We start from the raw sequence: 22,572 nt of genomic DNA on the forward strand, positions 1-22,572 counted from the left end.
GCCCCGGGCAGTGCCCGGGGCTGCGCGCCCGATATCGACTCGGCTCGGTTCGAGCCGGTGACCTAGATCGGCTTGACGTCCGAAATGAGCCAGTGCCCGCTCTGCTTGGTGAGCTCCACCTGCAGCCGATCGCTCATGAGCGTGTCCTGCGGCGTATCGGCGCTCGAGAACCGCTGATCCGCGATGACGAGGACGGTGGCGCGATCACGGGTGGTCGTGATCACGCCGGTCGCCTGAACCGTGGTCTGGACGGAGAGCTTCTTCTCCTTGGCCGCCGGAATGGCCTGCTCGTGGATCACCTTCAGGTAGGAGTCCCGGTAGTCGCTGGTCAGTTTGTCGGCGACGGCCGGCAGGTCCTTCTCGGCGGAATCGTAGTTGTAGGTGAACAGCGACTCCACTGTGTCCGCCGCGAAAGCGGTTGCGGAGGAACGGTTCTGCTCGGCCTGCCGCTCGGACCAGAATCGGTCCCCGACCAGCGAGCCGACTACGACGGCGGCCACGAGCAGGATGCCGGCGGCGGCAATGACGATCGAACGCACGGTGAGCTTCACGGCACCAACTCCATCGACGAGGCGGTCACGGAGTCGCCCTTCCGGGTGACGGTCACCCGGAAGCGGTAGTCCTTCTGCATGGGCCCATTGGAGGCGACATTGGAGACCGTCTGCTGCGCGAGCAACAGGACGATGGCCGAGTCCTTGTCATCGCGTTCGATCGCCGCGGAGATGACTTTGCCGGAGGACTGCACCTTCAACTGCTCGAACAGCTTCTTGTACTCGTCCTTGTTGGTCGCGTACTCGTCCTTCAGACCGCCGCCGGCGACGGAGAGCAGACGGTCGATGTCCTGATCGGCGGTGTCGCTCTTGACCGTGACCATGTCCAGGTACGCCTGCTTGGCCACCTGCACGTATTCGGCGCGCCGGTCGCGCAGCGCGTCGGCGCGGTGCTGGTGGTAGAAGAACAGGCCACCCGAACCGATCAGCACGAGCGCGGACACCAGGGCCACCACCGCGGCCACCGAACCCAGCCGCCCGAGCGAGACGTAGATCCTGCGCAGTCGCGAGTCCGGCTCGCCCTCCTCGGATTCCGTCGCATCCTCGACGGGCTCGTCTTCGGCAACCCCGGACCCGACCACGATTTCCGGCTCCGCGTCGGCGGATTCGGCGTCGATCGGGTCAGCGGCCTTCGCGGGCTTCGACTCCGCGGTCTCCGCGGGCTTCGGCTCCGCAGCCTCCGCCGGCGTCGACTTCTCGGTCTGCACCGGCTTCGACGCGGCGGTCTCGGCCGACGCCCCAGCATCGGCAACCGCACTCGGCTCAGCGGCAGTTGTTTCCGGGCTCACCGCGCCGAGGGGCGCCTCCCGGACCTCGATGCCGGTGCGCTCGTCCTCGACGGGCGGGCCCGCCTGCCGGACGACACGCCGCCGAGTGCGGTTTCGATTTGCTGGGTTATCGCTCATCGCGGTGGCTCCTGAAGCAGCTGTTGCCAACTCGACGGGACTTTGGTTGAACCATCTGCATTGACGTCCCCCTGACGGTACACGTGACCGTCGGGTCCGACGAAGGTGCCGGTATTCGGGTCGGAATGCCCGATGAATGGTGCCTTCTGGTTACCGAGCAGCTTATCGAGCGGCTGACCGTTGTTGTCCACCGGCTGGGGATCGCCGAACGGCGGGTTGTCACCTTCGGGCACATAGCCGTTCGGGTCGTGGCACAGATCCGGAGTCGGAGCCCGCTTGCCCGGCACGTCGATACAGGGCGTGTTGCGGATGCCGCGTACGGCTTCCTTCGCGTTCTGCGGCACCTTGCAGTACAGGTTGTCGGGCGTATCGATCTGGCTGAGATCGGCCGGCGAACGCCGCTCGCTGGGCGGCAGGAAGCCGGTGGTACATCCCGGCGGGTCATTGAGGCCGAGCATGAAGTCGACCATTGCGCCGTACTGAACGGGCCCGCGGATAGCGGTCAGCAGCGACGCCAGCAGCGGCGGGTACACGACCAGGATCTGCTCGAGCCCGGAGTGATACTTGAGCCCCACCTGTCCGACGCTGAGCAGGTTGGCGAGCATGATCGGCAGGGTCGGCTTCAGATCCTGGAAGGTCTTGTTCACCTTCTGCACCGTGGACGGCGTCTGCTGCAGCACCGCACGCAGCGACGGGTCATGTTGGCGCAGTTGGTCGGTAACGGTAGCGAGGTCCTTGGTCCAGCCGCGGATGGAGTCCGCGGACTGGTTCTGGGTGTCCAGCAGCGGACCGATCTTGTCCAGCAGGTCCTTGGTCTGATCGGTGTTGTTCTTGGCCTCCTGCACCAGCAGGGACGCGGAGTCGATGAACCGCTGCAGATCCGGCCCGGCGCCGTTGAAGGCGACGAAGGCGTCGTTGATGACCTCTTGCAGCTTGGTGTCGGCGACCGTGGACAGCAGCCGGTCGGCCTGATCGAGCATGGCGCCGACGTCCTGCGGCAGCTTGGTGCGCTCCACCGGGATCACCGAGCCGCCGTGCAGATTGCCGCTCGTGGGGGCATCCGGCGGGACCAGATCGACATACTGCTCACCGACCGCCGAGACGCTCTTCACGTAGGCCTGCACATCGGCGGGGATCTTGTAGTCGCTGTCGATGGACAGCTTGGCGTCCACGCCGGCCGGGGTGAGCCGGACCTCCTCCACCTTGCCGACATTGGTGCCGCGGTAGGCCACGTTGGCGGTCTGGTACAGGCCGCCGGTGGCGTCCAATTGCACTGTGACGCCGTATCTTCCGATGCCGAACATGGCCGGCAGCTTCACATAGTTGCCGCCCATGACGGACAGGCCGATCACGGTCAGCACCGTGAAGATGGCCAGCTGAACCTTGACGAACTTGGTCAGTTTCACTTTCCGTCAGCCCCTTGCTGCGCGGGCACGGTGAGTCCCGGAATGGCCGGCAGTCCCGGAATCGGCGGCAGGCCAGCGATACTCGGCGTCGGAGCCGGCGTCGCGGCCTGGGCCGGCGGCTTCAGCGGATCGGTCAGCGGATCGCCCTTGCCCTGCGGCGGAGCCGGATGGGTGCCCTCGCCGAGGGTCGCCTGGGCGCCACCGAACATCCCGCCCAACGGGGTACCGGTCAGGAAGTTCGAATCCAGTCGGGCACCGGTGAGATCGACCGTCATGAACAGGTTCATGTAGTCGCCCTTGATGACCTTGTCGATGTTCTTGATCGGGAACGGGAAGGTCAGCAGCCACTGCAGCGAGTCGGCGAGCTTGCCGCCGGTAGCGGCCAGCGACTGCAGCGCCGGCTCGAGGTTGGCCAGGTCGGCCTTGAGGTTGCCGCCGCCCTGGGCGATGATCTGCTGCACGGTATCGCTCAGACCGCCCAGTGCCGTCACGGTTTTGGTGATGTTCTCGCGGCGGTCGGCGAGCACGGTCAGGGCCGGGTGGATCTTGGTGACGGCATCGGCGACATCGTCCTTCTGCTGCGCCAGCACCCCGGCGAACCGGTCCAGCCCGCTCATGGCGGCAATGATGTCGGTGGTCTGCTTGTCCAGCGTGGTGGTCAGCTGATTCAGCTGCGGCAGCAGGTCGCGGATGGCGTCGGTGCGGCCCTTGAAGGTCGCGTCGAGCTCCTTGGTGATGGTCTCCACCTGGGAGATGCCACCGCCGTTGAGCACCACCGACAGCGAGGACAGCGTCTGCTCGGTGGTCGGGTAGGCCCCGGCCCGCTCGAGGGGGATCACGTCCCCGGCCTTCAATCGGCCCTGCGCCGGCTCGTTCGTCGGCGCCGACAGCTCCACATGGTTGCTGCCCAGCAGACTTGTCTGCCCGATGCGCGCGATGGCGTTGGCGGGCAGAGCGATTCCCTTCTCCAGGGAAACGGTGACCAGCGCGTGCCAGTTCTCGACCTTGATGCCGGTGACCGTGCCCACGGGCACGTCGTTCACCATGACCGGCGAATTACGGGTCAGGGTCGTCACATTCGGCATCTGTATATCGACCTGCCAGGAGCCCTCCCCGGTGCCGACCGCACCGGGCATGGGCACCGAGTTCAGCCCGTCCCATTCGCAGCCGCTCACCCCGAGCACCGCGACCAGGCTGATCGCCGCGCCAGCGAGGCGAATCCGTTGGCGGCTCATCATCGTCCACCTCCAGGAACGAGCAGATCGGTCAGGGACTTGGGCGAAGCCACCGGTGCGGCGTCGGGCGCGGGCACCTGGCCGGCCAGATCGGGCGTGCTGTAGGTGAGCTGGTTCGGGAAGGCGTTCTGCTGGGTCACCGGATTCACCAGTAGCGGTGGGTAGTTCATCATCAGCGACTGAACGACTGGCGCAAGATACTGCTTGCACAGATCGGCGCTGTGCTGGGAGTCGTTGTTCGCGTTGGCTTCGACAGCACCACACAGGAAGGCGAAGGGGTTGGCGAAGTTCGGCGCGGCGAGGAAACCGGTGAGCGTACCCTGCGCCGGTTTGTAGAGCTGGTAGAAGTTCACCAGCGCGGTCGGGGCGGAGTGCATGATCCGCTCCAGTTCGGGCCTCTTGTCCGCGAGCACCTGGGTGGCATCGGCCAGCCGCTGCACGCTCTCGGTCAGTGCCCCGCCGCGCTCGTCCAGGAACCGCTTCACGTCGGCGACAGCGGAATCGAGATTGTCCAACCCCGAACCCAGATCGGTGGAGACCCCGGCGAGCACCGAGGAGACGGAGGCCAGCCGGCCGCCGAACTGCACGATCTGATCATTGGACTTGGAGAGCACATCGACGAACTGCTGCAGATTGCGAATGGTGCCGAACAGGTCGGTGCGGCCGTCGGAGAGCGTATTCAGCGTGCTGGACAGCTCTTTCAGGGTGTCGCGGAAGGCCTGGGCATTGCCATTGCCGAGGTTGTCGGCGGCGGTATTGATGACCCGGCCGAAGGAGCCCTGCTTGTCCTCGCCGATCGGGCCGAGCGCGGTGGACAGCTTGGTCAGTTCGGCCTTGATGTCATCCCATTCCACCGGAACGGCGGTGTGCTCCACCGGAATCGACGCGCCGTCGGCCATCTTCTGTCCGCCGGTGTAGGCGGGCGCGAGCTGGATGAAGCGCGCGGACACCAGCGACGGCGAAATGATCACGGCCTTGGCGTCGGCGGGCAGATCGATACCGCGGTCGACGGTCATCTTCACCGTCACCCGGTCCTTGCCCGGATCGATGGAGTCGATCTTGCCGACCTTCACACCGAGCACGCGGATCTCGTCACCGGCGTACAGGCCGTTGGTCGAGGGGAAGTAGGCCGTAATGTGCTTCTTACCGATGTCGGAGACCAGCCCGTAGACCAGCCACCCGGCCAGCGCGACCACCAGGGCCGCCGCCGCGATCCGGGTCCACCGGGGCAGCTTGCGAATTGCGTTCAACGCTCCGGCTCCTTCGGCACGGTCGAGGTCGTGAGGGCCCCGTTTTCGGTGAGTTCCTTCTGGAGCGAGTCGGGCAGATGCTGCGGCCACACCATGGCGTCGACCAGGACCTGCAGGGCCGGGCTCGATCCATTGGACAGGTACGCCTGGAAGTACGGTCCGCTGCCGACCTGCTCGCCGAGCGCGGCCTCGAACGGCCCGAGTTCGTCGACTGCCTTACCGAGGTTGTCCCTGTTGTCCTGCAGCAGCTTCAGCACCGAATTCAGCTTGTCCAGCGTCGGTTTCAGCTGTGCCTCGTTGTCGTTGACGAAGCCGGTGAGCTGCTGTGCGAGACCATTGATGTACACGATCAGCTGACTCAGCGCCGCGCGTCGGGCATCCAGCTCACCGAGCAGGCTGTTGCCGTCGACCAGCAGCGAATTGATCTGCGCGGCACGATCACCCAGCACCTTGGTGACGTTCTGAGCGTGGGAGAGCAGCTCGGTCAGCGCCTTGTCGCGGTTGTTCAGGCTGCGCGAGAGCTGGGTGACGCCGTCGAGCGCCGACCGCAGCGGTCCCGGCGTATCGGTGAACGCGTCCGACAGGGTGTCCAGGGTCTTGTTGACCTGGTCGGTGTCGAGGCCCTTCACCGTGGTGGCCAGGTCACCGAGCGCGTCGGTGAGCGAGTACGGAGACGTGGTGCGCTCCAACGGGATCGGCTGATCCTGACGCAGCGCGCCGTCACCGGTCGGCACCACCTCGAGCGACTTGCGGCCCAGCACCGTATTGGTCTTGATGGCCGCGGTGGTCTTGGTGCCCAGCACGATCGCCTCGTCGAGGGTGAACCGCACCTTGACCTTGGCGCCGTCCAGCGCGACATTCTCGACCCGGCCGGACTTCACGCCGGCCACCTGCACCTGGTCGCCGGGCAGCAGCCCGCCGGCGTCGGCGAAGTAGGCAGTGAACTCCGCGCCCGAGCGGATGAAGGGCAAACGGTCGAACTGCAGGGCGGTGAGGCAGATCGTCACCGCCAGCACGATGCCCGTGACCCCGATATCGATCAGGGGTGAGCGCTGTTGATTCATTTGTCCGAGCACCTTCCGGTGGACTGACCGCCGGGCGCGACGAGGCGCGTCTGATGCTGGCCGTCAGGTCCGTCGACGATGACGGCCGTACCGCAGACGTACATGTTCATGAACGAGCCGTAGGAGCCGATGCGGATCAGCTTCTTGTAGGTGTCCGGCAGCAGGTCCAGCACGTACTGCACGTCGCTCTTGCGGTCGTCCAGGTTCTGGGACAGCTTGCCGAGCTGTTCGACGTTCGCTTTCAGGTCCGGGCGGACCTGCTGCAGCAGACCGGTGAGATCTCCGGTGGCCCCGGCCAATCGGGGCAGCGCGTCGCCGATCGGATCCTTGTCGGCCGCCAGACCGCTGACCAGGCGCTGCAATTCGTTCAGGGTGGTCCCGAAGTCCGCGTTGCGCTGGTCGATGGTGCCGAGCACCGTCTTCAGGTTCTCGATCACGCTGCCGATCAAGGCATCCCGATCGGCCAGGGTCTTGCTGAACGACCCGCCGCTGTTCAACAGCGAGACCAGCGTGCCGCCCTGTCCCTGGAACACCTGCAGCAGCGCCCCGGTCAGATCGTTCACCTGCTGCGGGTTCAGGCCGCGCAGCAGCGGCTTGAACCCGCCGAGCAGCAGATCCAGATCGAGCGCCGGCTTGGTCTTGTCGGTGCCGATCGTGGCGCCCTTACGCAATGGCTGCGCCGTGCCCGGACCGTCCATCAGCTCCAGATAGCGGTCGCCGACGAGGTTTTCGTAGCGGACGGCCGCCTGGGTGCCGGAGTACACGCGGTACTGGTTGTCGATGTCGAAGTCGACATGGGCCAGATGGTCCTTGCCGACATAGACCCGGCTCACCGAGCCCACCGGCACACCCGCGATGCGCACCTTCGATCCGGGCAGCATCCCGGCCGCACTGGTGAATATCGCGTGGTAGCCGGTCGAACGGGCGAAGCGCATCTGACTGAAGACGATGCCCAGCGCGGCCAGGACCAGCACCATGATCAGGGTGAAGATTCCCAGTTTCACGCTGCTCGCATGCAATTTGAGCCTCATGGGTTCGGCACCCCCGGAAGGTCCGAGAACAGCAGCTGGAACACCCTGGGGCCGTTCAGGTGGGTACTCGTCGACGGCGTCCACACCTCACCCTCGGAGGTGTCGGTGACGAGGTAGTTGGAGTGGCTGCCCGGCACCCGGTCGAGGATGTTCTCGCAGTGCGGGCCACCGGTGGCGTTCACCTTCGGCAGATCCTTCGGGTACGAGTAGGGAGTGCCGCCGCCCATGAAGCCGGCGTTCAGGGTGACCCACGGCCCGTCGCCACCGAAGATGCGGTTGCCGTCCGGCAGCGCATTGGCCGCGCCGACGACCAGGCAGTACAGGGCCGGGTTGTACTCGTTGAGCAGTTCGGTGGTCGGGCGCAGCACGCCGAGGGTGTCGACCAGCGCCTTCTGGTTGTCCGAGAGCACACCGCCGGTGTCGTTGGCCAGGCCGACCAGGTTCAGCAGCACCTTGTCGAAGTTGTCCTTCTGATCGACGATGGTGCCACCGGTGACTGTCATATTCCCGGTGGTGCGCAACAGATCCGGCGCGGTGTCGGCGTAGAGGTTGGTCACGCCGACCGAGGTCTGCAGATCACGCTGCAGGTCGGGCAGGCTCGGGTTGATGTCCTTGAGGAACTCATCGCTGTCGACCATGAGCTGGCCCAGCTTGTCGCCACGACCCTGCAGCGCGGTGCCCAGCGCGGTCAGCGTCGCATTGAGCTTCTCCGGCTGCACCTTCGCCAGCAGATCGTTCAAATGCTGGAAGAGCGTGTTGAATTCGACCGTCACCGCGCCGGCCTGCACCACCGAGCCCGGCTTCAGCGAGTCGGAGTCGGGGTGCTGCGGTTCGATGAAGTTGATGTACTTCGCCCCGAACACCGTGGTCGAGTTGATGTCCACGGTGGCGTTGGCGGGCACCATCTTCAGCTTGTCCGGGTCCATCGCCAGTTCGATGCGCGCCCCGTCGGCGCTGTCGGTGATGTTGGTGACCCGCCCGATCTCGACCCCGCGGATCTTGACCTTGGCGTCCTTGTCCATGACCAGGCCGGCCCGCGGCGCGGCGACCGTGACCTTGACCTTGTCTTCGAACCCGCCCGCGAACATCACCAGGCAGACCGCGACGGCAGCGGCCAGGCCGAGCACCATGCCCACGCCGGCCAGCCGAATGACCCACCCCTGTTCGAGATAGCGTTTCGGCTTCGGTTTCTCGACGAACGGCGAGCCGATCGGGCTCGCCATTCCGCGCTCTTGTTGGACCATGTGTGTCGTCCCGCCCCTACCCGGAGAGATGGAAATTGCCGGAGGTGCCGTAGATGGCCAGCGACATCAGCAGCGTCACCATGACGACCGCGATCAGCGAGGCCCGCACCGCATTACCTACCGCCACGCCGACACCGACCGGTCCGCCTGCGGCGTGATAGCCGTAGTAGGTGTGGATCAGCATGACCGCCATGGCCATGAAGATCGCCTGCGCGAAGGACCAGAGGATGTCGCTGGGGATCAGGAACGTCGAGAAGTAGTGGTCGTACACACCGGCCGACTGGCCGTAGATCACCACGGTCGCGAAGCGCGAGGCGACGAACGAGGCGATGACCGCCAGTGAGTACAACGGGATGATGGCGATGATGCCCGCCAGCATGCGGGTGCCCACCAGGAAGGGGACCGGCCGGATGGCCATCACCTCGAGGGCGTCGATCTCTTCGGAGACCCGCATGGCGCCCAATTGTGCCGTGGTACCGGCACCCAGCGTCGCCGCCAGGCCGATACCCGAAATGACCGGGGCCGCAATGCGAACGTTGATGAACGCGGCGAAGAAGCCGGTCAGGGCTTCGACACCGATATTGCCGAGCGAGCTGTAACCCTGCACGGCGATGGTGCCACCGGCGGCCAGGGTCAGGAACCCGACGATCACGACGGTGCCGCCGATGACGGCCAAAGCGCCTGTGCCCATCGAGATCTCGGCGATCAGCCGGATGGTCTCGGTGCGGTAGTGCACCAGTGCCTTGGGCACCGAGCCGATCGACCGCGCATAGAACACCGCGTGCTTGCCGACCGAATCGAGGGCCTCGGTGAAGCGCTGAAAACGCCTGGTCACCTTGGGAAAACGAGACTGGATCACGAACGCCATCTGATCACCGCGCCGTGAACTTGATGCCAACGGCGGTTACCACGACGTTGATGACGAACAGCGCCATGAAGGCGAAGACGACGGTCTGGTTGACGGCGTCGCCGACGCTCTTGGGACCGCCCTTCACGTTCAGGCCCAGATAACAGGCGACCAGTCCGGCGACGAGTCCGAACAGCATGGCCTTCACCTCGGAGATGACAAGCTCCGGCAGGTGGGTCAGCAGGGTGAGGCCGTTGACGAAGGCGCCGGGGTTCACACCCTGCAGGTAGACCGAGAACAGGAACCCGCCCAGGATGCCGATGGTGGACACCAGCCCATTGAGCAGGAAGGCCACGAACATCGAGGCGAGCACGCGCGGAACCACCAGGCGCTGAATCGGATCGATGCCGAGCACCTTCATGGCGTCGATCTCTTCGCGAATGGTGCGCGCGCCCAGGTCCGCGCAGATGGCGGTCGCGCCCGCGCCGGCCACGATGAGCACCGTGACCATGGGGCCGATCTGAGTGATGGTGCCGAAGGCGGCGCCCGCGCCGGAGAGGTCGGCCGCGCCGATCTCCCGCAGCAGGATGTTGAGGGTGAAGCTCACCAGCACGGTGAACGGAATTGCCACCATCAGGGTGGGGAAGATGGATACCCGGGCTATGAACCAGGACTGATCGATGAATTCCCGTCGCTGGAACGGGGGCCGTACCGCGGCGCGAGCGACCGCACCGGCGAGTTCGAAGAACCCTCCGACCGCCCGCAGCGGTACGGCAAGGACTTCATTCATTCCCGCTATTCCTCCTGCCCCTGCCTAGCTATAGCAACCGAGATCTGAATGTGATCTCGGTCCCGCTCAAAGATTAGAACACGTTCTCATACGGTTCGGGAAGGTTTCGACGGTTTTGAACAGGTCATCTTTCTGAACTGGCGTCCAGTTTTGAGAACAGGTTCATGTCAGCCTAACCACCACAGGTATGCCGCATTGTGAGGCGACACACATAGCTGTCCCTTTTCTTACCAACGATCGATCTCGTGATCAACCGCAGCCGCCGGGGGCCGGGCCGTGTCTTCAGGAACCACGACCCCCGGACGGGGACACCGAGGCCAGTCTCAGCCCAGATCCTTCAGCGAGGAGGCGGAAAACGTAGCGTCCGAACCGCGTTCGGAGAAATAGCCGCCCAGGGTCGCGGCCAGGCCCTCGCGGGTCCACTCGCCCTCGGCGTCGAAGCGCTGCTCCACCACCGGAGCAGCCATCAGGGCCACCATCGGGCCGTAGACGACGAACAGCTGACCGCTGATCGCCTCGGCCGCTGGCGAGGCCAGGTAGGCCACCAGCCGCGCGACGTGATCGGGCGAGAGCGGGTCCGGACCCTGATCGGGAGCCGCGGAGAAGACCTTCTCGGTCATGGCCGTCCGCGCTCGGGGCGCGATGGCATTGGCGCGCACGCCGACCGACTCCAGCGCCCGCGCGGCCGACAGCGTCAGCGCGGTGATGCCGGCCTTGGCCGCACCGTAATTCGCCTGCCCGGCCGGGCCGAGCAGACCGGCCTCCGAGGAGGTGTTGATGATGCGCCCATAAACGGGAGCACCCGTCTCCTTGTACTTGCCACGCCAGAAGGCGGCCGCATTGCGGGTCAGAAGGAAATGCCCGCGCAGGTGGACCGCGACGACCGCGTCGAAATCCTCATCGGACATGTTGAACAACATCTTGTCCCGGGTGATCCCGGCATTGTTCACCACGATGTCCAGCCCGCCGAAGGTCTCCTCGGCAGTGCGGATCAATGCGTCGGCCGTCGCGCGCTCGGCGATACTGCCGCCCACGAACTCCGCCTTGACGCCCAGCGCCCGGATGTCGGCGAGGGTTGCGCTCACCGCGTCGTTCTCGGCAAGGTCGTTGACGATGACCGACGCGCCGGCCCGGGCCAGCTCGAGGGCTTCGGCCCGGCCCAGCCCGGCGCCCGCGCCGGTGACGATGGCAACCCGGCCCGAAAGACTTACATCAGAATCGCTCACCGGGCCGACTCTAGAACGTGTTCCACCCGACGGGCAAGCGTCCGCTCAGACCAGCTTCAATGCCGCCTTGGGGCACTGGGCCACGGCGGACTCGATATCGCGACGGTTGGCCTCGGTGACCTCGGCCTCGTTGACGTGCAGGTTGTCGTCGTCATCGAGATCGAAGACGTCAGGGGCGATTCCGACACAGATTCCGTTGGCTTCGCACTGATCGAAATCGACGATCACCTTCATAGTTCTCTCCTTAACCACAGGTTCTTCCCGAGCCTAACAAGCGGACCCGTGGTCAGAACAGCAAAGTAGCCCTAACCGGAACGAATACTGGAACATGTTTCACTTGCGTGCGATGATCGGCTGAACCGAGAAACGAAGGCTAGAGGTACTGCTATGCGTATCGCCTACACGCCGCAACAGGAACAGCTGCGTGCCGAGCTGCGTGACTATTTCACCCGCCTCATCACTCCCGAACGGCGGCAAGCGCTTTCGGCGCAGACCGGAGAGTACGGCGAGGGCAATGTCTACCGCGAGGTGGTCGAGGAGATGGGCCGCGACGGCTGGCTCGCCCTCGGCTGGCCCAAGGAGTACGGCGGCCAGGACCGCTCCACCATGGATCAGCTGATCTTCACCGACGAGGCCGCCATCGCCGGCGCCCCGGTGCCGTTCCTGACCATCAACTCGGTGGCGCCGACGATCATGCATTACGGCACCGAGGAGCAGAAGAAGTTCTTCCTGCCCAAGATCGCCGCCGGTCAGCTGCACTTCGCCATCGGCTACTCGGAGCCGGGCGCCGGCACCGACCTGGCCTCGCTACGCACCTCCGCGGTCCGCGACGGCGACGACTGGATCATCAACGGCCAGAAGATGTGGACCTCCCTCATCGCCTACGCCGACTACGTGTGGCTCGCCGCCCGCACCGACCCGAACGCCAAGAAGCACAAGGGCATCTCGATGTTCATCATGCCGACCACGGCAGAGGGCTTCTCCTGGACGCCGGTGCACACCATGGCCGGGCCCGACACCAGCGCCACCTACTACCAGGACGTGCGGGTCAAGCACTCCGACATGGTGGGCCCGGAGAACGGCGGCTGGGCGCTGGTCACCAACCAGCTCAACCACGAGCGCGTCGCGCTGACCTCGTCCGCGCCGCTGGCCCTGGCCGTCGCGCAGGTGACCGAGTGGGCGCGCAACACCAAGACCGCCAATGGCGCCCGGGTCATCGACCAGGAATGGGTGCAGATCAGCCTGGCCCGCATCCACGCCAAGGTCGAGTACCTGAAGCTGACCAACTGGGAGATCGCCTCGCGCGCCGACGCCGGCGGCGACGCCGCCCCGCGCCCGTGGGACGCCTCCGCCACCAAGGTGTACGGCACCGAACTGGCCACCGAGGCCTACCGCACGCTGATGGAGATCCTCGGCCCGCAGGCCTACCTGCGCCAGGACTCGGCGGGCTCGCAGCTGCGGGGTCGCCTGGAGCGCATGCACCGCGCCTGCCTGATCCTCACCTTCGGCGGCGGCACCAACGAGGTGCAGCGCGACATCATCGCCATGACCGCCCTCAAGCAGCCCGCCGCCGCGCGCTAGCTGTGTCCGATAGCGATGCGAGCGGGCCCTCCGTGGTTACGCAAGCTGCCTCCTCCGGGCCTGACGCTCACATCGCGCGAAACCAAGGTAACCATCATGGATTTCACCCTCACCGAGGCGCAGCAGGATCTGGCCCGCCTCACCGCCGAGGTCACCGGCAAGCTGGTCACCGCCGACCGGCTGCGTGAGCTCGACCGCAACACCGACGCGTCGGGCAACCCGACCGTGCGCTTCGACGAATCGCTGTGGAGCTCGCTCGCCGAGACCGGCGTGCTGGCCGCGGCCCTGCCGGAGACGGTGGGCGGCAGCGACTTCGGCGTGCTGGAGCAGACCGCTATTCTGCGCGAGATCGGCAAGTCCGTCGCGCCCGTGCCGTACCTGTGGTCGATCGTGCTCGGCGCCGGCGCGCTCGCGCAGTTCGGCTCCACGGCCCAGCGCGAGCTGGCCGCTCAGGCCGCGCGGGGCGAGGTCATCCTCACCGCCGCGCTGAGCGAGGAGCGCAACTGGGAGCTCACCAGCCCCGTCACCACCGCGATGGCGGGCGACGGCTGGCAGCTGACCGGTCTCAAGACCACGGTGCCCTTCGCCCGCCAAGCGGCGCGAATCCTGGTGTCCGCCAGCGTCGACGGCTCCCCGGCCGTCTTCCTGGTCGACCCGTCGCACGCCTCGGTGCGCGTCGAGGACCAGATCGTCACCGACCGCTCCCCCGAGGCCGAGGTCGAATTCGCCGGCACCCCCGCCGAACTGGTCGGCACCGTCGACCAGGGTGCCGAGATCCTGACCTGGCTGCTGGAGCGCGCCTGGCTCGGCCTGGCCGCCACCCAGCTCGGCGTGGTCGAGAAGGGCCTGGAACTGGTCGCCGACTACGCCCGCGAGCGTGAGCAGTTCAATCGCAAGATCGGCAGCTTCCAGGCCGTCGCCCAGCGCCTGGCCGACGCCTACATCGACGTCCAGGGTGTCCGGCTCGCGGTGACGCAGGCGGCCTGGCGGCTCGCCGAGGGCCTGCCCGCCGCGGCCGAGGTCCACACCGCCAAGTTCTGGGCCGCCGAAGCGGGCCACCGCGTCGCCCACACCGTGGTACACGTGCACGGTGGCGTCGGTATCGACCGCGACCACATCGTGAACCAGTACTTCACCGCCGCCAAGCACCACGAGTTCGCCCTCGGCGGCGCCACCGACCACCTGCGCGCACTCGGGTCGCTGCTGAGCGACGCTGCGCAGTAACAACTCTCGGAGACTCGGTACCCAACTCCCGGAGACTCGGCCGAACCCTGCACTGCGGCCGACGGCGAGGCGGTGGCTCCCATACCGGCCACCACCTCGCCGTTTTTCTTTGTCCGGGAACGGTTTACGGCACCAGCGGACCGGCGAGCACCCGCTCCCCCGCCGCCCAGTTGCCCTGCCAGGCCAGCGCCGCATCCTTGGCGGGCTTGCGCTGCCACAGCGCCAGCAGCAGATCCGAAGCGGTGCAGGAGATTTCGGCGACCGGGGTGCCCGGGCCGTAGGTCCAGCTCTCACCGGTATCGGTGGCGCGGACCCGGATGGCCACCTCGGGCTCGTTCGCCAGCCCACGCTGAATCATGCGCGGCGCGAACAGTTCGAAGACCTCCGCGATGCCGTCGGCGGCCTGCGCCGGATCGAATTCCTCCGCGATGCCGAGCGCGTTCTTGCCGTCCCACACGTGCATGAGGGTCTCCTGGGCACGGCGGCGCTGCCAGAACCCGACAGTGCGCGGCAGCAGCTTGGTGAAGGTCCAGGCCGGGGTCTCCGGGGCGACCGCCACCGCCTCGAGCAGGGCCTGCACGGTCTCGTCGTACCAGGCCCGCAGCTCGACGGGATCCTTCGGAGCGGGTTCGCCCTGGTAGTCGCCGCGGCCCTCCCGAATACCGGTGACCACCCACAGATTGCCCTGGCCGACATGGTCGACCAGGTCGTAGAAGGTCCAATCCCCGCAGCTGGGAACCGGTGCGGCCAGATCGACCCCCGGCGTGATCAGCTCTCCGAGCTCGCTCAACTTCTCGCGCAAAATGGCCACGAAATCCATGCGGCCCACGCTAACCAGCGAAAACTCGGTCTGCCAGCCATATGCGGCCGGTCGAACGCGAAATCCGGCCAAACATCAGGATTCGAATTCACGGACGGAGGAGATGCGCTCACCCACCGGGTCGTGATGATCCGTCGACGGTTCCAGTTCGTACAGCAGAGCCTCGCCGCGCGCGTCGTGGCGGATGGCGCGGCCCAGTTCGGCCGCAGCCCGGTAGTGGGCCGGCGTGCGCAGCACGTGGCGGATCGCGCGGGCGATGCGCTGCGGGGTCGCGGTGCGCGGCAACGTGATTCCGGCATGGTGGGCGCGGACGCGCGCGGCATTGTCGGCATTGTCACGGCCGTGCGGCAGGACCACGACCGGGAGGTCGGCGGCGAAGGACTTCATCAGGGTGCCGTGGCCGCCATGGGTGACGACCAGGCTGGCATGCCGCATGATTTCGCGGTGCCCGGCGGCGCGCAGGACCGTCACGTTCGGCGGGGCGCGCAGCTCGTCGGGGTCGACGGCGGGTCCGGTGGTGATGACGCCGCGCACCGGGAGCTGGCCGAGGGCGTCGGAAATGCGCTGCAGACAATCGGTTTGGCGTTGAAAGGTGGTGGACAGCGCGACCAGGACGAGCGGGCCGCCGCCGTCGGTCTGCGTCCACGTCGTGCCCTCGACCCAATCCGGCTCGTCGAGGATCGGACCGACCCAGCGCACCCCGTCGGGCCCCTGCCCCGGGAAGTCGAACGCCGCACTGGACAGCACCAGCTGCCGGCGCGCCAGCTGCGCCTGATCCTGGTAGTGGGCCAGCCGCTCCAGCCCGAAATCCGCGCGCAGGACATTGAGCCTCGGGAGCAGTTCCTCGTCCCAGCGCCGCTGCACCAGCGAGCCCACCACCCGGTCGCGCAACCGGCCCAGTGGCCCGTGCGCCTTGCCGAAGCCGGAACCCGGCGGCGGGCCACCCTCCACCGGCAGCGGGTAGATGCCGGGAATGAGCACCGAGAAGGGCACCTCACAGGCCTGCGCCGCGACCATGGCCCCGAAGGCGAAGAAGGAAGCCAGCACCAGATCGGGTCGCTCGGCATCGATTTCGTCGGCGGTGTCGCGGGCGAATCCGGCCCCCGCGCGCGGGCGCAGCCGCGCGCCCGCGGCCGCCACCGGGCCGGTCAGGGATTCCTCCGCCAGCACGGTCACCCGATGGCCACGCCGCACCAGACGCCGCACCACACCCAGCTCCGGCGGAACCGTTCCACCGCTTCCGGTGAGCGCGACCAGGTAGCTGTGAGTCATCGGGCACCTCCCCCAATCACTCTTCCACGACCGATGAGTTTTCCGCACCCGCTTCGTCCCCATCAGTACATCGAATGAGAGAGGTCGAACCACCATGCCGAGCAAGATGATCTTCATCAATCTGCCGGTCGCCGACCTGGACCGGTCCAAGCGCTTCTACGAGGCCGTGGGCTGGAAGGTGAACCAGGACTTCACCGACGGTAATGCCGCCTGCATCGTGGTCGACGACAACATCTGCGTCATGCTGCTGACCCACGACTTCTTCACCACCTTCAGCACCCGCCCCCTCGGCGACACCCGCGGCACCGTCAACGGCGTCTACGCCCTGGCCCTGTCCAGCCCCCACGAAGTCGACACCCTCGTCGAAGCGGCCCTGCAGGCCGGCGGCACCGAGGAACTCAACCCCGACCGCCGCGCCCAGGAAGCCGAGGTGGGCATGTACAGCCGCACCTTCCTCGACCTCGACGGCCACCAGTGGGAGCCCTTCCACATGGCCTATCCCGCCTGACCGCCGATCGGCAGCTTCCTGCCATCCGATGAAGTGTCGGTTCACCCGGGTGCGAACCAGGGTGAACCCATGGCTTTCAACGTTGCAGACCTGTTCGAGCACGCCGTCGACGCGGTCCCGGACCGGATCGCCCTGATCTGCGCCGACCGGCAGTTCACCTATCGCGAACTGGACGAGCGGGCCAACCGGCTCGCCCATCACCTGGCCGCCCGCGGCATCGGCGCGGGCGATCACGTCGGCGTGTACTCACGCAATTCGGCCGAGGCGCTGGAAACGATGCTCGCGACCTACAAACTGCGGGCGGTGTCGGTGTGCGTCAACTACCGCTATGTGGCCGACGAGGTGCGCTACATCGTCGAGAACGCGGATCTGAAGGCCCTTGTCCACGAGGCGCAGTACGGTGCCATCGTCGCCGAGGTCCAGGCTGCGGTGCCGTCCGTGACCGAGGTGCTCGCGATCGGACCCGATTACGACGCGGCGCTGGCCGCGCAGTCCCCGGACCGCGATTTCGGTGCGCGCAGCGGCGAGGACCTGTACATCCTCTACACCGGCGGCACCACCGGCATGCCCAAGGGCGTGATGTGGCGGCACGAGGACGTCTGGCGGACGCTCGGCGGCGGCATCAACCATGTGACCGGCGAATATGTCTCGGACGAATGGGAATTGGCCGCCGCCGCGAAGTCCGCGCCGACCGGAATCGTCATGGCCCCGCTCTCGCCGCTCATCCACGGCGCCGCGCAGTGGGCGGCATTCATCGCCCTGAACTCCGGTGGCACCGTGGTTTTCGTGCCCCAGTTCGATGCGCACGAGGTCTGGCGGGTGGTGGAGCGGCACGGTGTCAATGTGCTCACCGTGGTCGGTGACGCCATGGCCAAACCGCTGCTGGAGGCGTATCACGAAGGGCACTATGAGGTTTCGTCCCTGTGGGCGTTCAGCAGCCACGCCGCGCTGTTCTCACACTCGCTCAAACAGCAGTACCTCGACACCTTCCCGAACCTGTTCATCACCGACGTGATCGGCTCCTCGGAGAGTGTCAGCACCGGATTGTCCGTGGTCACCAAGGATTCCGACCACACGCAGGGCCCGCGGGTGAAGTTCGGCGCACAGGCCGCGCTACTCGACGACGACGGCAACCTGGTCGAACCCCGGCCGGGCGCGGTAGGCCGGATGGCGCGGACCGGGCACGTGCCGCTCGGGTATTACAAGGATCCCGAGAAGACGCGGTCGATCTTCGCCGAGGTGGACGGGAAACGCTATGTGGCGCCGGGCGATTACGCGCGCTACGAGGCCGACGGCACCGTCACCCTGCTCGGGCGCGGCTCGGAGTGCATCAATACCGGCGGCGAGAAGGTGTTCCCGGAGGAGGTCGAGACCGCCCTCAAATCCCATCCGGAGGTCTTCGACGCCCTGGTGATCGGCATTCCGCACGACCGCTTCGGACAGGCCGTGGCAGCGGTGGTGCAGCCGCGGCCGGGAGCCGCGCTCGCGCTCGGTGAGCTCGACGCGCACCTGCGCACCAGGATCGCGGGATACAAAGCGCCCCGGGGGTATTGGCTGGTCGACCAGGTCATGCGGCAGCCCAGCGGCAAGGCGAACTATCCCGCCGCCAAGCGGTACGCGGCCGAGCACGCCGAGGGGATGCGTGCTCCCCGCTGACCGGGTGTGCAGTCAGCTCAACAGCCCGAGGTCACGCACCCGCACCCCGAGCTGGAATCGGGTGCTGACCTCGAAACGGGCCATCAGCTGCGCGACATAGCGGCGGTAGGTGCGCAGCGACACCCCCAGCGCCCGCGCCGCCGTCTCGTCCTTCGCCCCGGCATGCAGCTGCTCGACCACCGCGAGTGCCACCGCGTCCAGCCCGCGCTCCCCCAGCTCCAGGTGATCGCGGAGCTGCCGCGCGGAATGCCAGGTGCGGACGGCGAATTGGTGCACCACGCCCAGCAGCGCCGGTTCGGCCACCAGCAGGCCGCGCGGTTGTTGCCCGGGCGCGGCCGACCACAGCGCCGCCCGCTCGCGATCGACGATCAGCACATTGCAGAAGTCGGTGTCGGTGACCCGGATCTGCGAGCCGACCGCGAACTGCCGCAGCACCGACTGCCGTCCGCGCGCGCCCACATAGGCGGCCGACAGCAGCAGCCGGACCTGCTTACCGGCGGCGTGCAGCTGCCGGAAAACCGTGTCCTCGGAACCGTATTCGGTCTCCGGGCGGACGGGGCGGGCGATGGCCATGACGGCCTCGTGGCGCACCCCCACCAGCATGCGGCGTAGATTCTCCGCCCACAGCTCGTCCGCGTGCAGCTCTACCGTCATCACGCACCTCTCGTGAGCACCTGTGGGAGAGCATATTTCGATTCTCGGCCAGCGGGTTCAGCGAACACACCGCCATGGCCCGCGCGCCGGGCACCGGCGAGATATCAGTGTTCCGGATGGACTGCATGCGCTGGGTGTCACCCAAAACGGGTGAGTCGCCGATCTTGACCGGTGGTGGCGCCGACCGTGAGGGTAGGGAAACCGGCTAGTTCGTGCGGAGCCTCCGATCAACGGCGATCAGCGACGGCCACCGATGTCCTCCGTCTTTCGACGGAGGTTGCGCGCCAAGCCGGTCCGCGGGCCGGAGTCACCGTCGTCCGAGATGTGGACGGAGGGGGACCGGCCCGCGGAACACCACCGGAGCGCGGCGACGGACGGTGACGAGCCCGCCCTAGTTCGAGCCCAGCTCCATCGGCAGGCCGAACAGCGGGAAGAGCTTCTCGGTGTCGAGGAAGAACGTGAGACCCGAGATGCGGTCACCGTCGAGTTCGAGAGTGGTGATGGACCACGGGATCCAGCGGCCGGGCTCGTCACTCGGCTTGTAGTGGCCGAAGGCGGGTAGCCCGTTGGCGCCGGCCAGCGGGACCAGGCGGGAGTCGCGGCACGCGTGGCCGGTGCCGAGCATGAAGGCGGCCACGTTCCCGGGACCGGAGATCCACAGCGAGAACGGCGGCATGGACAGGGCCACATCGGCTTTCAGCAGGTCGGTGAGGGCGTCCATGTCGTAGGCCTCGAAGGCTTTGACGAAATCGTCGACGAGTTTGCGCTGCTGCTCGTTGCTCTCGTCGAAGGGGTCCGACACCGTGGCCGTCTCCTGCACCTTCGACATGGTGGCGCGGGCCCGCTGCAGGGCGCTGTTCACCGAGGCCGGGGAGACATTGAGCATGTCGGCGGTCTCGCCCGCCGAGAAGCGCAGCACCTCGCGCATGATCAGGATGGCGCGCTGGCTGGCCGGCAGATGCTGCACCGCCGCGACGAAGGCCAGGCGCAGCGTGTCCTTCGCGCTGGCGGCCTCGGCCGGATCGGCGCCGAAGGCGAGGGCGTTCGGAATCGGTTCCACCCACACGTAATCCGGCTCCGGCGGGGGCAGCTGCGAATCGGGGGTCGAGGGACCATTGAGATCCATGGGTCTGGCGCGGCGCTGCGGACCGTCCAGCATGTCCAGACAGACATTGGTGGTGATCTTGTACAGCCAGGACCGCAGACTGGACCGGCCCTCGAAGGAGTCGTAGGACTTCCACGCCCGCGTGAAGGTCTCCTGCACCGCGTCCTCGGCTTCGAACGAGGACCCGAGCATTCGATACGCGTAGGCGCACAGCTCCCGCCGATGCCCCTCGAAAGACCGCAGTACATCGTCGGAAACGGTGCCGCCCGCCTTCTCGCTCATGCCAGACAGCGTCGCACAGCCCACCGACAAGAAACACCCGCGAAAAGGCTGGTACCCGTCTGCGATCGCAGACGGGTACCGGCACACACCACGAGCTGAGCCGCGTTACTTGGTGTTCGAGGCCTGGGCGTGGTGGTCGGCCTCGCGGGCCTCGGTCTGCGCCTTGGCCCACTTGTAGTCCGGCTTGCCCGCGGGCGAGCGCTTGATCTCGTCCACGAACCACAGGCTGCGCGGCATCTTGTAGGAGGAGATCTCCTTGACCAGGGTCGGGCGCAGCTCCTCCAGCGTCGGGCGGGCGCCGCCGCGGCACTGCACGACCGCGACCACCCGCTGGCCCCAGCGCTCGTCCGGCACGCCGACCACGAGCGCGTCGAAGATCTCCGGGTGCGCCTTGAGCGCGCCCTCGACCTCTTCGGGGTAGATCTTCTCGCCACCGGAGTTGATCGACACCGAGCCGCGACCCAGCATGGTGACGGTGCCGTCCTCCTCCACGCGGGCGAAGTCGCCGGGGATGGAGTAGCGAACGCCGTTGAACACCTTGAAGGTTTCGGCGGTCTTGACCGGGTCGTTGTAGTAGCCGAGCGGGATGTTGCCGGTGCGCGCCAGCATGCCGACCTGACCGGAGCCGGGCGCGACCTCGTTGCCCTCCTCGTCGATCACCTTGGTGGAGCCGTCGATCTTCACCCGCGGGCCACCGGTGTGCGTGGCGCCCTTGGCCGCCACGGCCAGACCGCCGAAGCCGGTCTCCGAGGAGCCGATGGAGTCGGTGATCAGCGCGTTCGGGAAGTTCTCGATGAACTGGTCCTTCAGTGCGGGCGAGAACAGCGCCGCGGAGCTGGCCAGCACCCACAGGCTCGAATGCTGGTACGCCTCACCGGTTTCCGCATTGCCCTCGGCCAGCGCGTCCAGCATCGGACGGGCCATGGCATCGCCGGTAATGAAGATCATGTTGACGCCGTGCCGCTGAATCGCCTGCCACACACCGTGTCCGCTGAACTCCGGCAGCATGACGGCCTTGCCGCCGTCGAAAAGGCTGTGCAGCGTCGCGGTGAACGCGCCGCCGTGGATCAGCGGCGGAATCGGGTAGCGCACCATCGGCGAGTTGCCGCTCGCGCCGCCCTTGGACTGCTCCCACTCGTCCTGGATGAATTCACCGGTGTAGAAGTTGATGCCACCGCCGAGAACGCGCCACCAGTCCTCCTGCCGCCACATGACGCCCTTGGGCATGCCGGTGGTGCCGCCGGTGTAGATCATCATGATGTCGTCGGAGGAGCGCTCGCCGAAATCGCGCTCGCCGCGCGAGCCGGCCAGCGCCGCTTCGTATTCCACCGCGGTCGGGGGCAGCGGCAGGTCGGTGCCGTCCTCGACGGTGACGACCGCCTTGATCCTCGGCACGTTCGGCAGCACATTGGCCACCTTGTCGCTGTACCGCCGCTCGTGAATGACGGCGACCATATCCGAGTTCTCGAAGATGTACTGCAACTCGTTCTCGACGTAGCGGTAGTTCACGTTGATCATGACTGCCCGCGCCTTGAAGATGGCCACCATGGCCTCCACGGCCTCAATGGTGTTGCGCGAGTACACGCCGACCTTGTCACCCGGCTGCACACCCTGATCCTGCAGGAAGTGCGCCAGCCGGTTGGCTCGGTCCTCGAGCTCGGCGTAGGTCACCGAACGAGCGTCGTCAACCAGCGCGACACGTTCCGGCATGAGGTCGATGGTGTGCTCGACAAGGTCCGCAATGTTGTAGCTCACTGCTTCAAAATAGAACGTGTTCTTGTGTGTGACAAGCCACAGATTCGGCTTTGGTCCAGTGACCGGATGTGCCCCCTGTCACACCCTACGGCGACTTACGCTGAATTGGAACAGATGCGAAAGGGCGCGACCCACTCACCGGGGCGCGCCCTTTCCAACCGGCCGC

Annotated in this window: 21 protein-coding genes; 4 read left to right on the plus strand and 17 right to left on the minus strand. The window is 66.8% G+C overall.

All coding sequences use genetic code 11. The annotated features are described in order from the left end of the window. Positions 1-62: 62 nt before the first annotated feature. The 12 genes from ACFXN1_RS45495 to ACFXN1_RS45550 all read right to left on the minus strand — a co-directional run bounded on the left by ACFXN1_RS45495 (position 63) and on the right by ACFXN1_RS45550 (position 11,783). Positions 63-551 (minus strand): h domain protein, encoded by a 489-nt coding sequence (locus tag ACFXN1_RS45495; RefSeq protein ID WP_364606205.1) that lies wholly within the window; start codon positions 549-551, stop codon positions 63-65. Next, complete coding sequence (locus tag ACFXN1_RS45500) at positions 548-1,456, minus strand: hypothetical protein (protein ID WP_379437951.1); 909 nt, start codon at positions 1,454-1,456, stop codon at positions 548-550. The genes ACFXN1_RS45495 and ACFXN1_RS45500 overlap by 4 nt, the downstream gene beginning before the upstream one ends. Then, complete coding sequence (locus ACFXN1_RS45505; RefSeq protein ID WP_379437949.1) at positions 1,453-2,862, minus strand: MCE family protein; 1,410 nt, start codon at positions 2,860-2,862, stop codon at positions 1,453-1,455. Before ACFXN1_RS45505 ends, ACFXN1_RS45500 begins: the two co-directional genes overlap by 4 nt. Next, positions 2,859-4,100, minus strand: coding sequence for an MCE family protein (locus ACFXN1_RS45510; protein ID WP_379437947.1), 1,242 nt, complete (start codon positions 4,098-4,100; stop codon positions 2,859-2,861). Before ACFXN1_RS45510 ends, ACFXN1_RS45505 begins: the two co-directional genes overlap by 4 nt. Continuing rightward, the gene (locus ACFXN1_RS45515) at positions 4,097-5,347 is read right to left on the minus strand and encodes an MCE family protein (protein WP_379437946.1); all 1,251 of its coding nucleotides are present in this window, start codon (positions 5,345-5,347) and stop codon (positions 4,097-4,099) included. The genes ACFXN1_RS45510 and ACFXN1_RS45515 overlap by 4 nt, the downstream gene beginning before the upstream one ends. Beyond that, the gene (locus tag ACFXN1_RS45520; RefSeq protein ID WP_379437944.1) at positions 5,344-6,411 is read right to left on the minus strand and encodes an MCE family protein; all 1,068 of its coding nucleotides are present in this window, start codon (positions 6,409-6,411) and stop codon (positions 5,344-5,346) included. The genes ACFXN1_RS45515 and ACFXN1_RS45520 overlap by 4 nt, the downstream gene beginning before the upstream one ends. Continuing rightward, positions 6,408-7,442 carry an MCE family protein gene (locus ACFXN1_RS45525; protein WP_379437943.1) on the minus strand — a complete coding sequence of 345 codons (1,035 nt, stop codon included), beginning with the start codon at positions 7,440-7,442 and terminating at the stop codon, positions 6,408-6,410. The genes ACFXN1_RS45520 and ACFXN1_RS45525 overlap by 4 nt, the downstream gene beginning before the upstream one ends. Continuing rightward, positions 7,439-8,665 carry an MCE family protein gene (locus ACFXN1_RS45530; RefSeq protein WP_379437942.1) on the minus strand — a complete coding sequence of 409 codons (1,227 nt, stop codon included), beginning with the start codon at positions 8,663-8,665 and terminating at the stop codon, positions 7,439-7,441. The genes ACFXN1_RS45525 and ACFXN1_RS45530 overlap by 4 nt, the downstream gene beginning before the upstream one ends. 37 nt (positions 8,666-8,702) lie before the next feature. Then, positions 8,703-9,554: an MlaE family ABC transporter permease gene (locus ACFXN1_RS45535; RefSeq protein ID WP_379437941.1), complete on the minus strand. Its 852-nt coding sequence runs from the start codon at positions 9,552-9,554 to the stop codon at positions 8,703-8,705. A gap of 4 nt (positions 9,555-9,558) precedes the next feature. Then, the gene (locus tag ACFXN1_RS45540) at positions 9,559-10,323 is read right to left on the minus strand and encodes an ABC transporter permease (RefSeq protein ID WP_040854757.1); all 765 of its coding nucleotides are present in this window, start codon (positions 10,321-10,323) and stop codon (positions 9,559-9,561) included. 323 nt (positions 10,324-10,646) lie between these two features. Then, entirely contained in the window at positions 10,647-11,549 is a 903-nt protein-coding gene (locus ACFXN1_RS45545) for a 3-oxoacyl-ACP reductase (RefSeq protein WP_364606228.1), read from the minus strand. Between the two features lie 45 nt (positions 11,550-11,594). After that, positions 11,595-11,783: a ferredoxin gene (locus tag ACFXN1_RS45550; protein WP_040854753.1), complete on the minus strand. Its 189-nt coding sequence runs from the start codon at positions 11,781-11,783 to the stop codon at positions 11,595-11,597. Positions 11,784-11,936: 153 nt separating this feature from the next. Between ACFXN1_RS45550 and ACFXN1_RS45555 the strand changes: the two genes are divergently transcribed. Further along, on the plus strand, positions 11,937-13,130 hold the full coding sequence (locus ACFXN1_RS45555) for an acyl-CoA dehydrogenase family protein (protein WP_379437939.1): 1,194 nt from the start codon (positions 11,937-11,939) through the stop codon (positions 13,128-13,130). Between the two features lie 96 nt (positions 13,131-13,226). Continuing rightward, positions 13,227-14,354 (plus strand): acyl-CoA dehydrogenase family protein, encoded by a 1,128-nt coding sequence (locus ACFXN1_RS45560; RefSeq protein WP_379437937.1) that lies wholly within the window; start codon positions 13,227-13,229, stop codon positions 14,352-14,354. Between the two features lie 124 nt (positions 14,355-14,478). Here ACFXN1_RS45560 and ACFXN1_RS45565 read toward each other — a convergent pair whose 3' ends face one another. Beyond that, complete coding sequence (locus ACFXN1_RS45565) at positions 14,479-15,174, minus strand: maleylpyruvate isomerase family mycothiol-dependent enzyme (protein ID WP_379437936.1); 696 nt, start codon at positions 15,172-15,174, stop codon at positions 14,479-14,481. Positions 15,175-15,249: 75 nt separating this feature from the next. Next, positions 15,250-16,446, minus strand: a complete 1,197-nt coding sequence (locus ACFXN1_RS45570; RefSeq protein WP_379437935.1) for a glycosyltransferase — start codon at positions 16,444-16,446, stop codon at positions 15,250-15,252. Positions 16,447-16,540: 94 nt separating this feature from the next. On the opposite strand from ACFXN1_RS45570, the gene ACFXN1_RS45575 reads away from it, so the two are divergent. Further along, on the plus strand, positions 16,541-16,954 hold the full coding sequence (locus tag ACFXN1_RS45575; protein WP_379437934.1) for a VOC family protein: 414 nt from the start codon (positions 16,541-16,543) through the stop codon (positions 16,952-16,954). A 69-nt stretch (positions 16,955-17,023) separates the two neighbouring features. Continuing rightward, entirely contained in the window at positions 17,024-18,610 is a 1,587-nt protein-coding gene (locus tag ACFXN1_RS45580) for an acyl-CoA synthetase (protein ID WP_379437932.1), read from the plus strand. Between the two features lie 12 nt (positions 18,611-18,622). Here the strand turns inward: ACFXN1_RS45580 and ACFXN1_RS45585 are convergent, their stop codons facing one another. From ACFXN1_RS45585 to ACFXN1_RS45595, 3 genes are all read right to left on the minus strand, one after another. Beyond that, positions 18,623-19,264, minus strand: coding sequence for a hypothetical protein (locus tag ACFXN1_RS45585; RefSeq protein ID WP_379437930.1), 642 nt, complete (start codon positions 19,262-19,264; stop codon positions 18,623-18,625). 391 nt (positions 19,265-19,655) lie between these two features. Next, entirely contained in the window at positions 19,656-20,651 is a 996-nt protein-coding gene (locus ACFXN1_RS45590; RefSeq protein WP_379398115.1) for a sigma-70 family RNA polymerase sigma factor, read from the minus strand. A 105-nt stretch (positions 20,652-20,756) separates the two neighbouring features. Next, positions 20,757-22,406 carry an acyl-CoA synthetase gene (locus ACFXN1_RS45595; RefSeq protein ID WP_379437929.1) on the minus strand — a complete coding sequence of 550 codons (1,650 nt, stop codon included), beginning with the start codon at positions 22,404-22,406 and terminating at the stop codon, positions 20,757-20,759. Positions 22,407-22,572 lie beyond the last annotated feature (166 nt).

Source organism: Nocardia sp. NPDC059154, from assembly GCF_042755705.1.
Lineage (GTDB): Bacteria > Actinomycetota > Actinomycetes > Mycobacteriales > Mycobacteriaceae > Nocardia.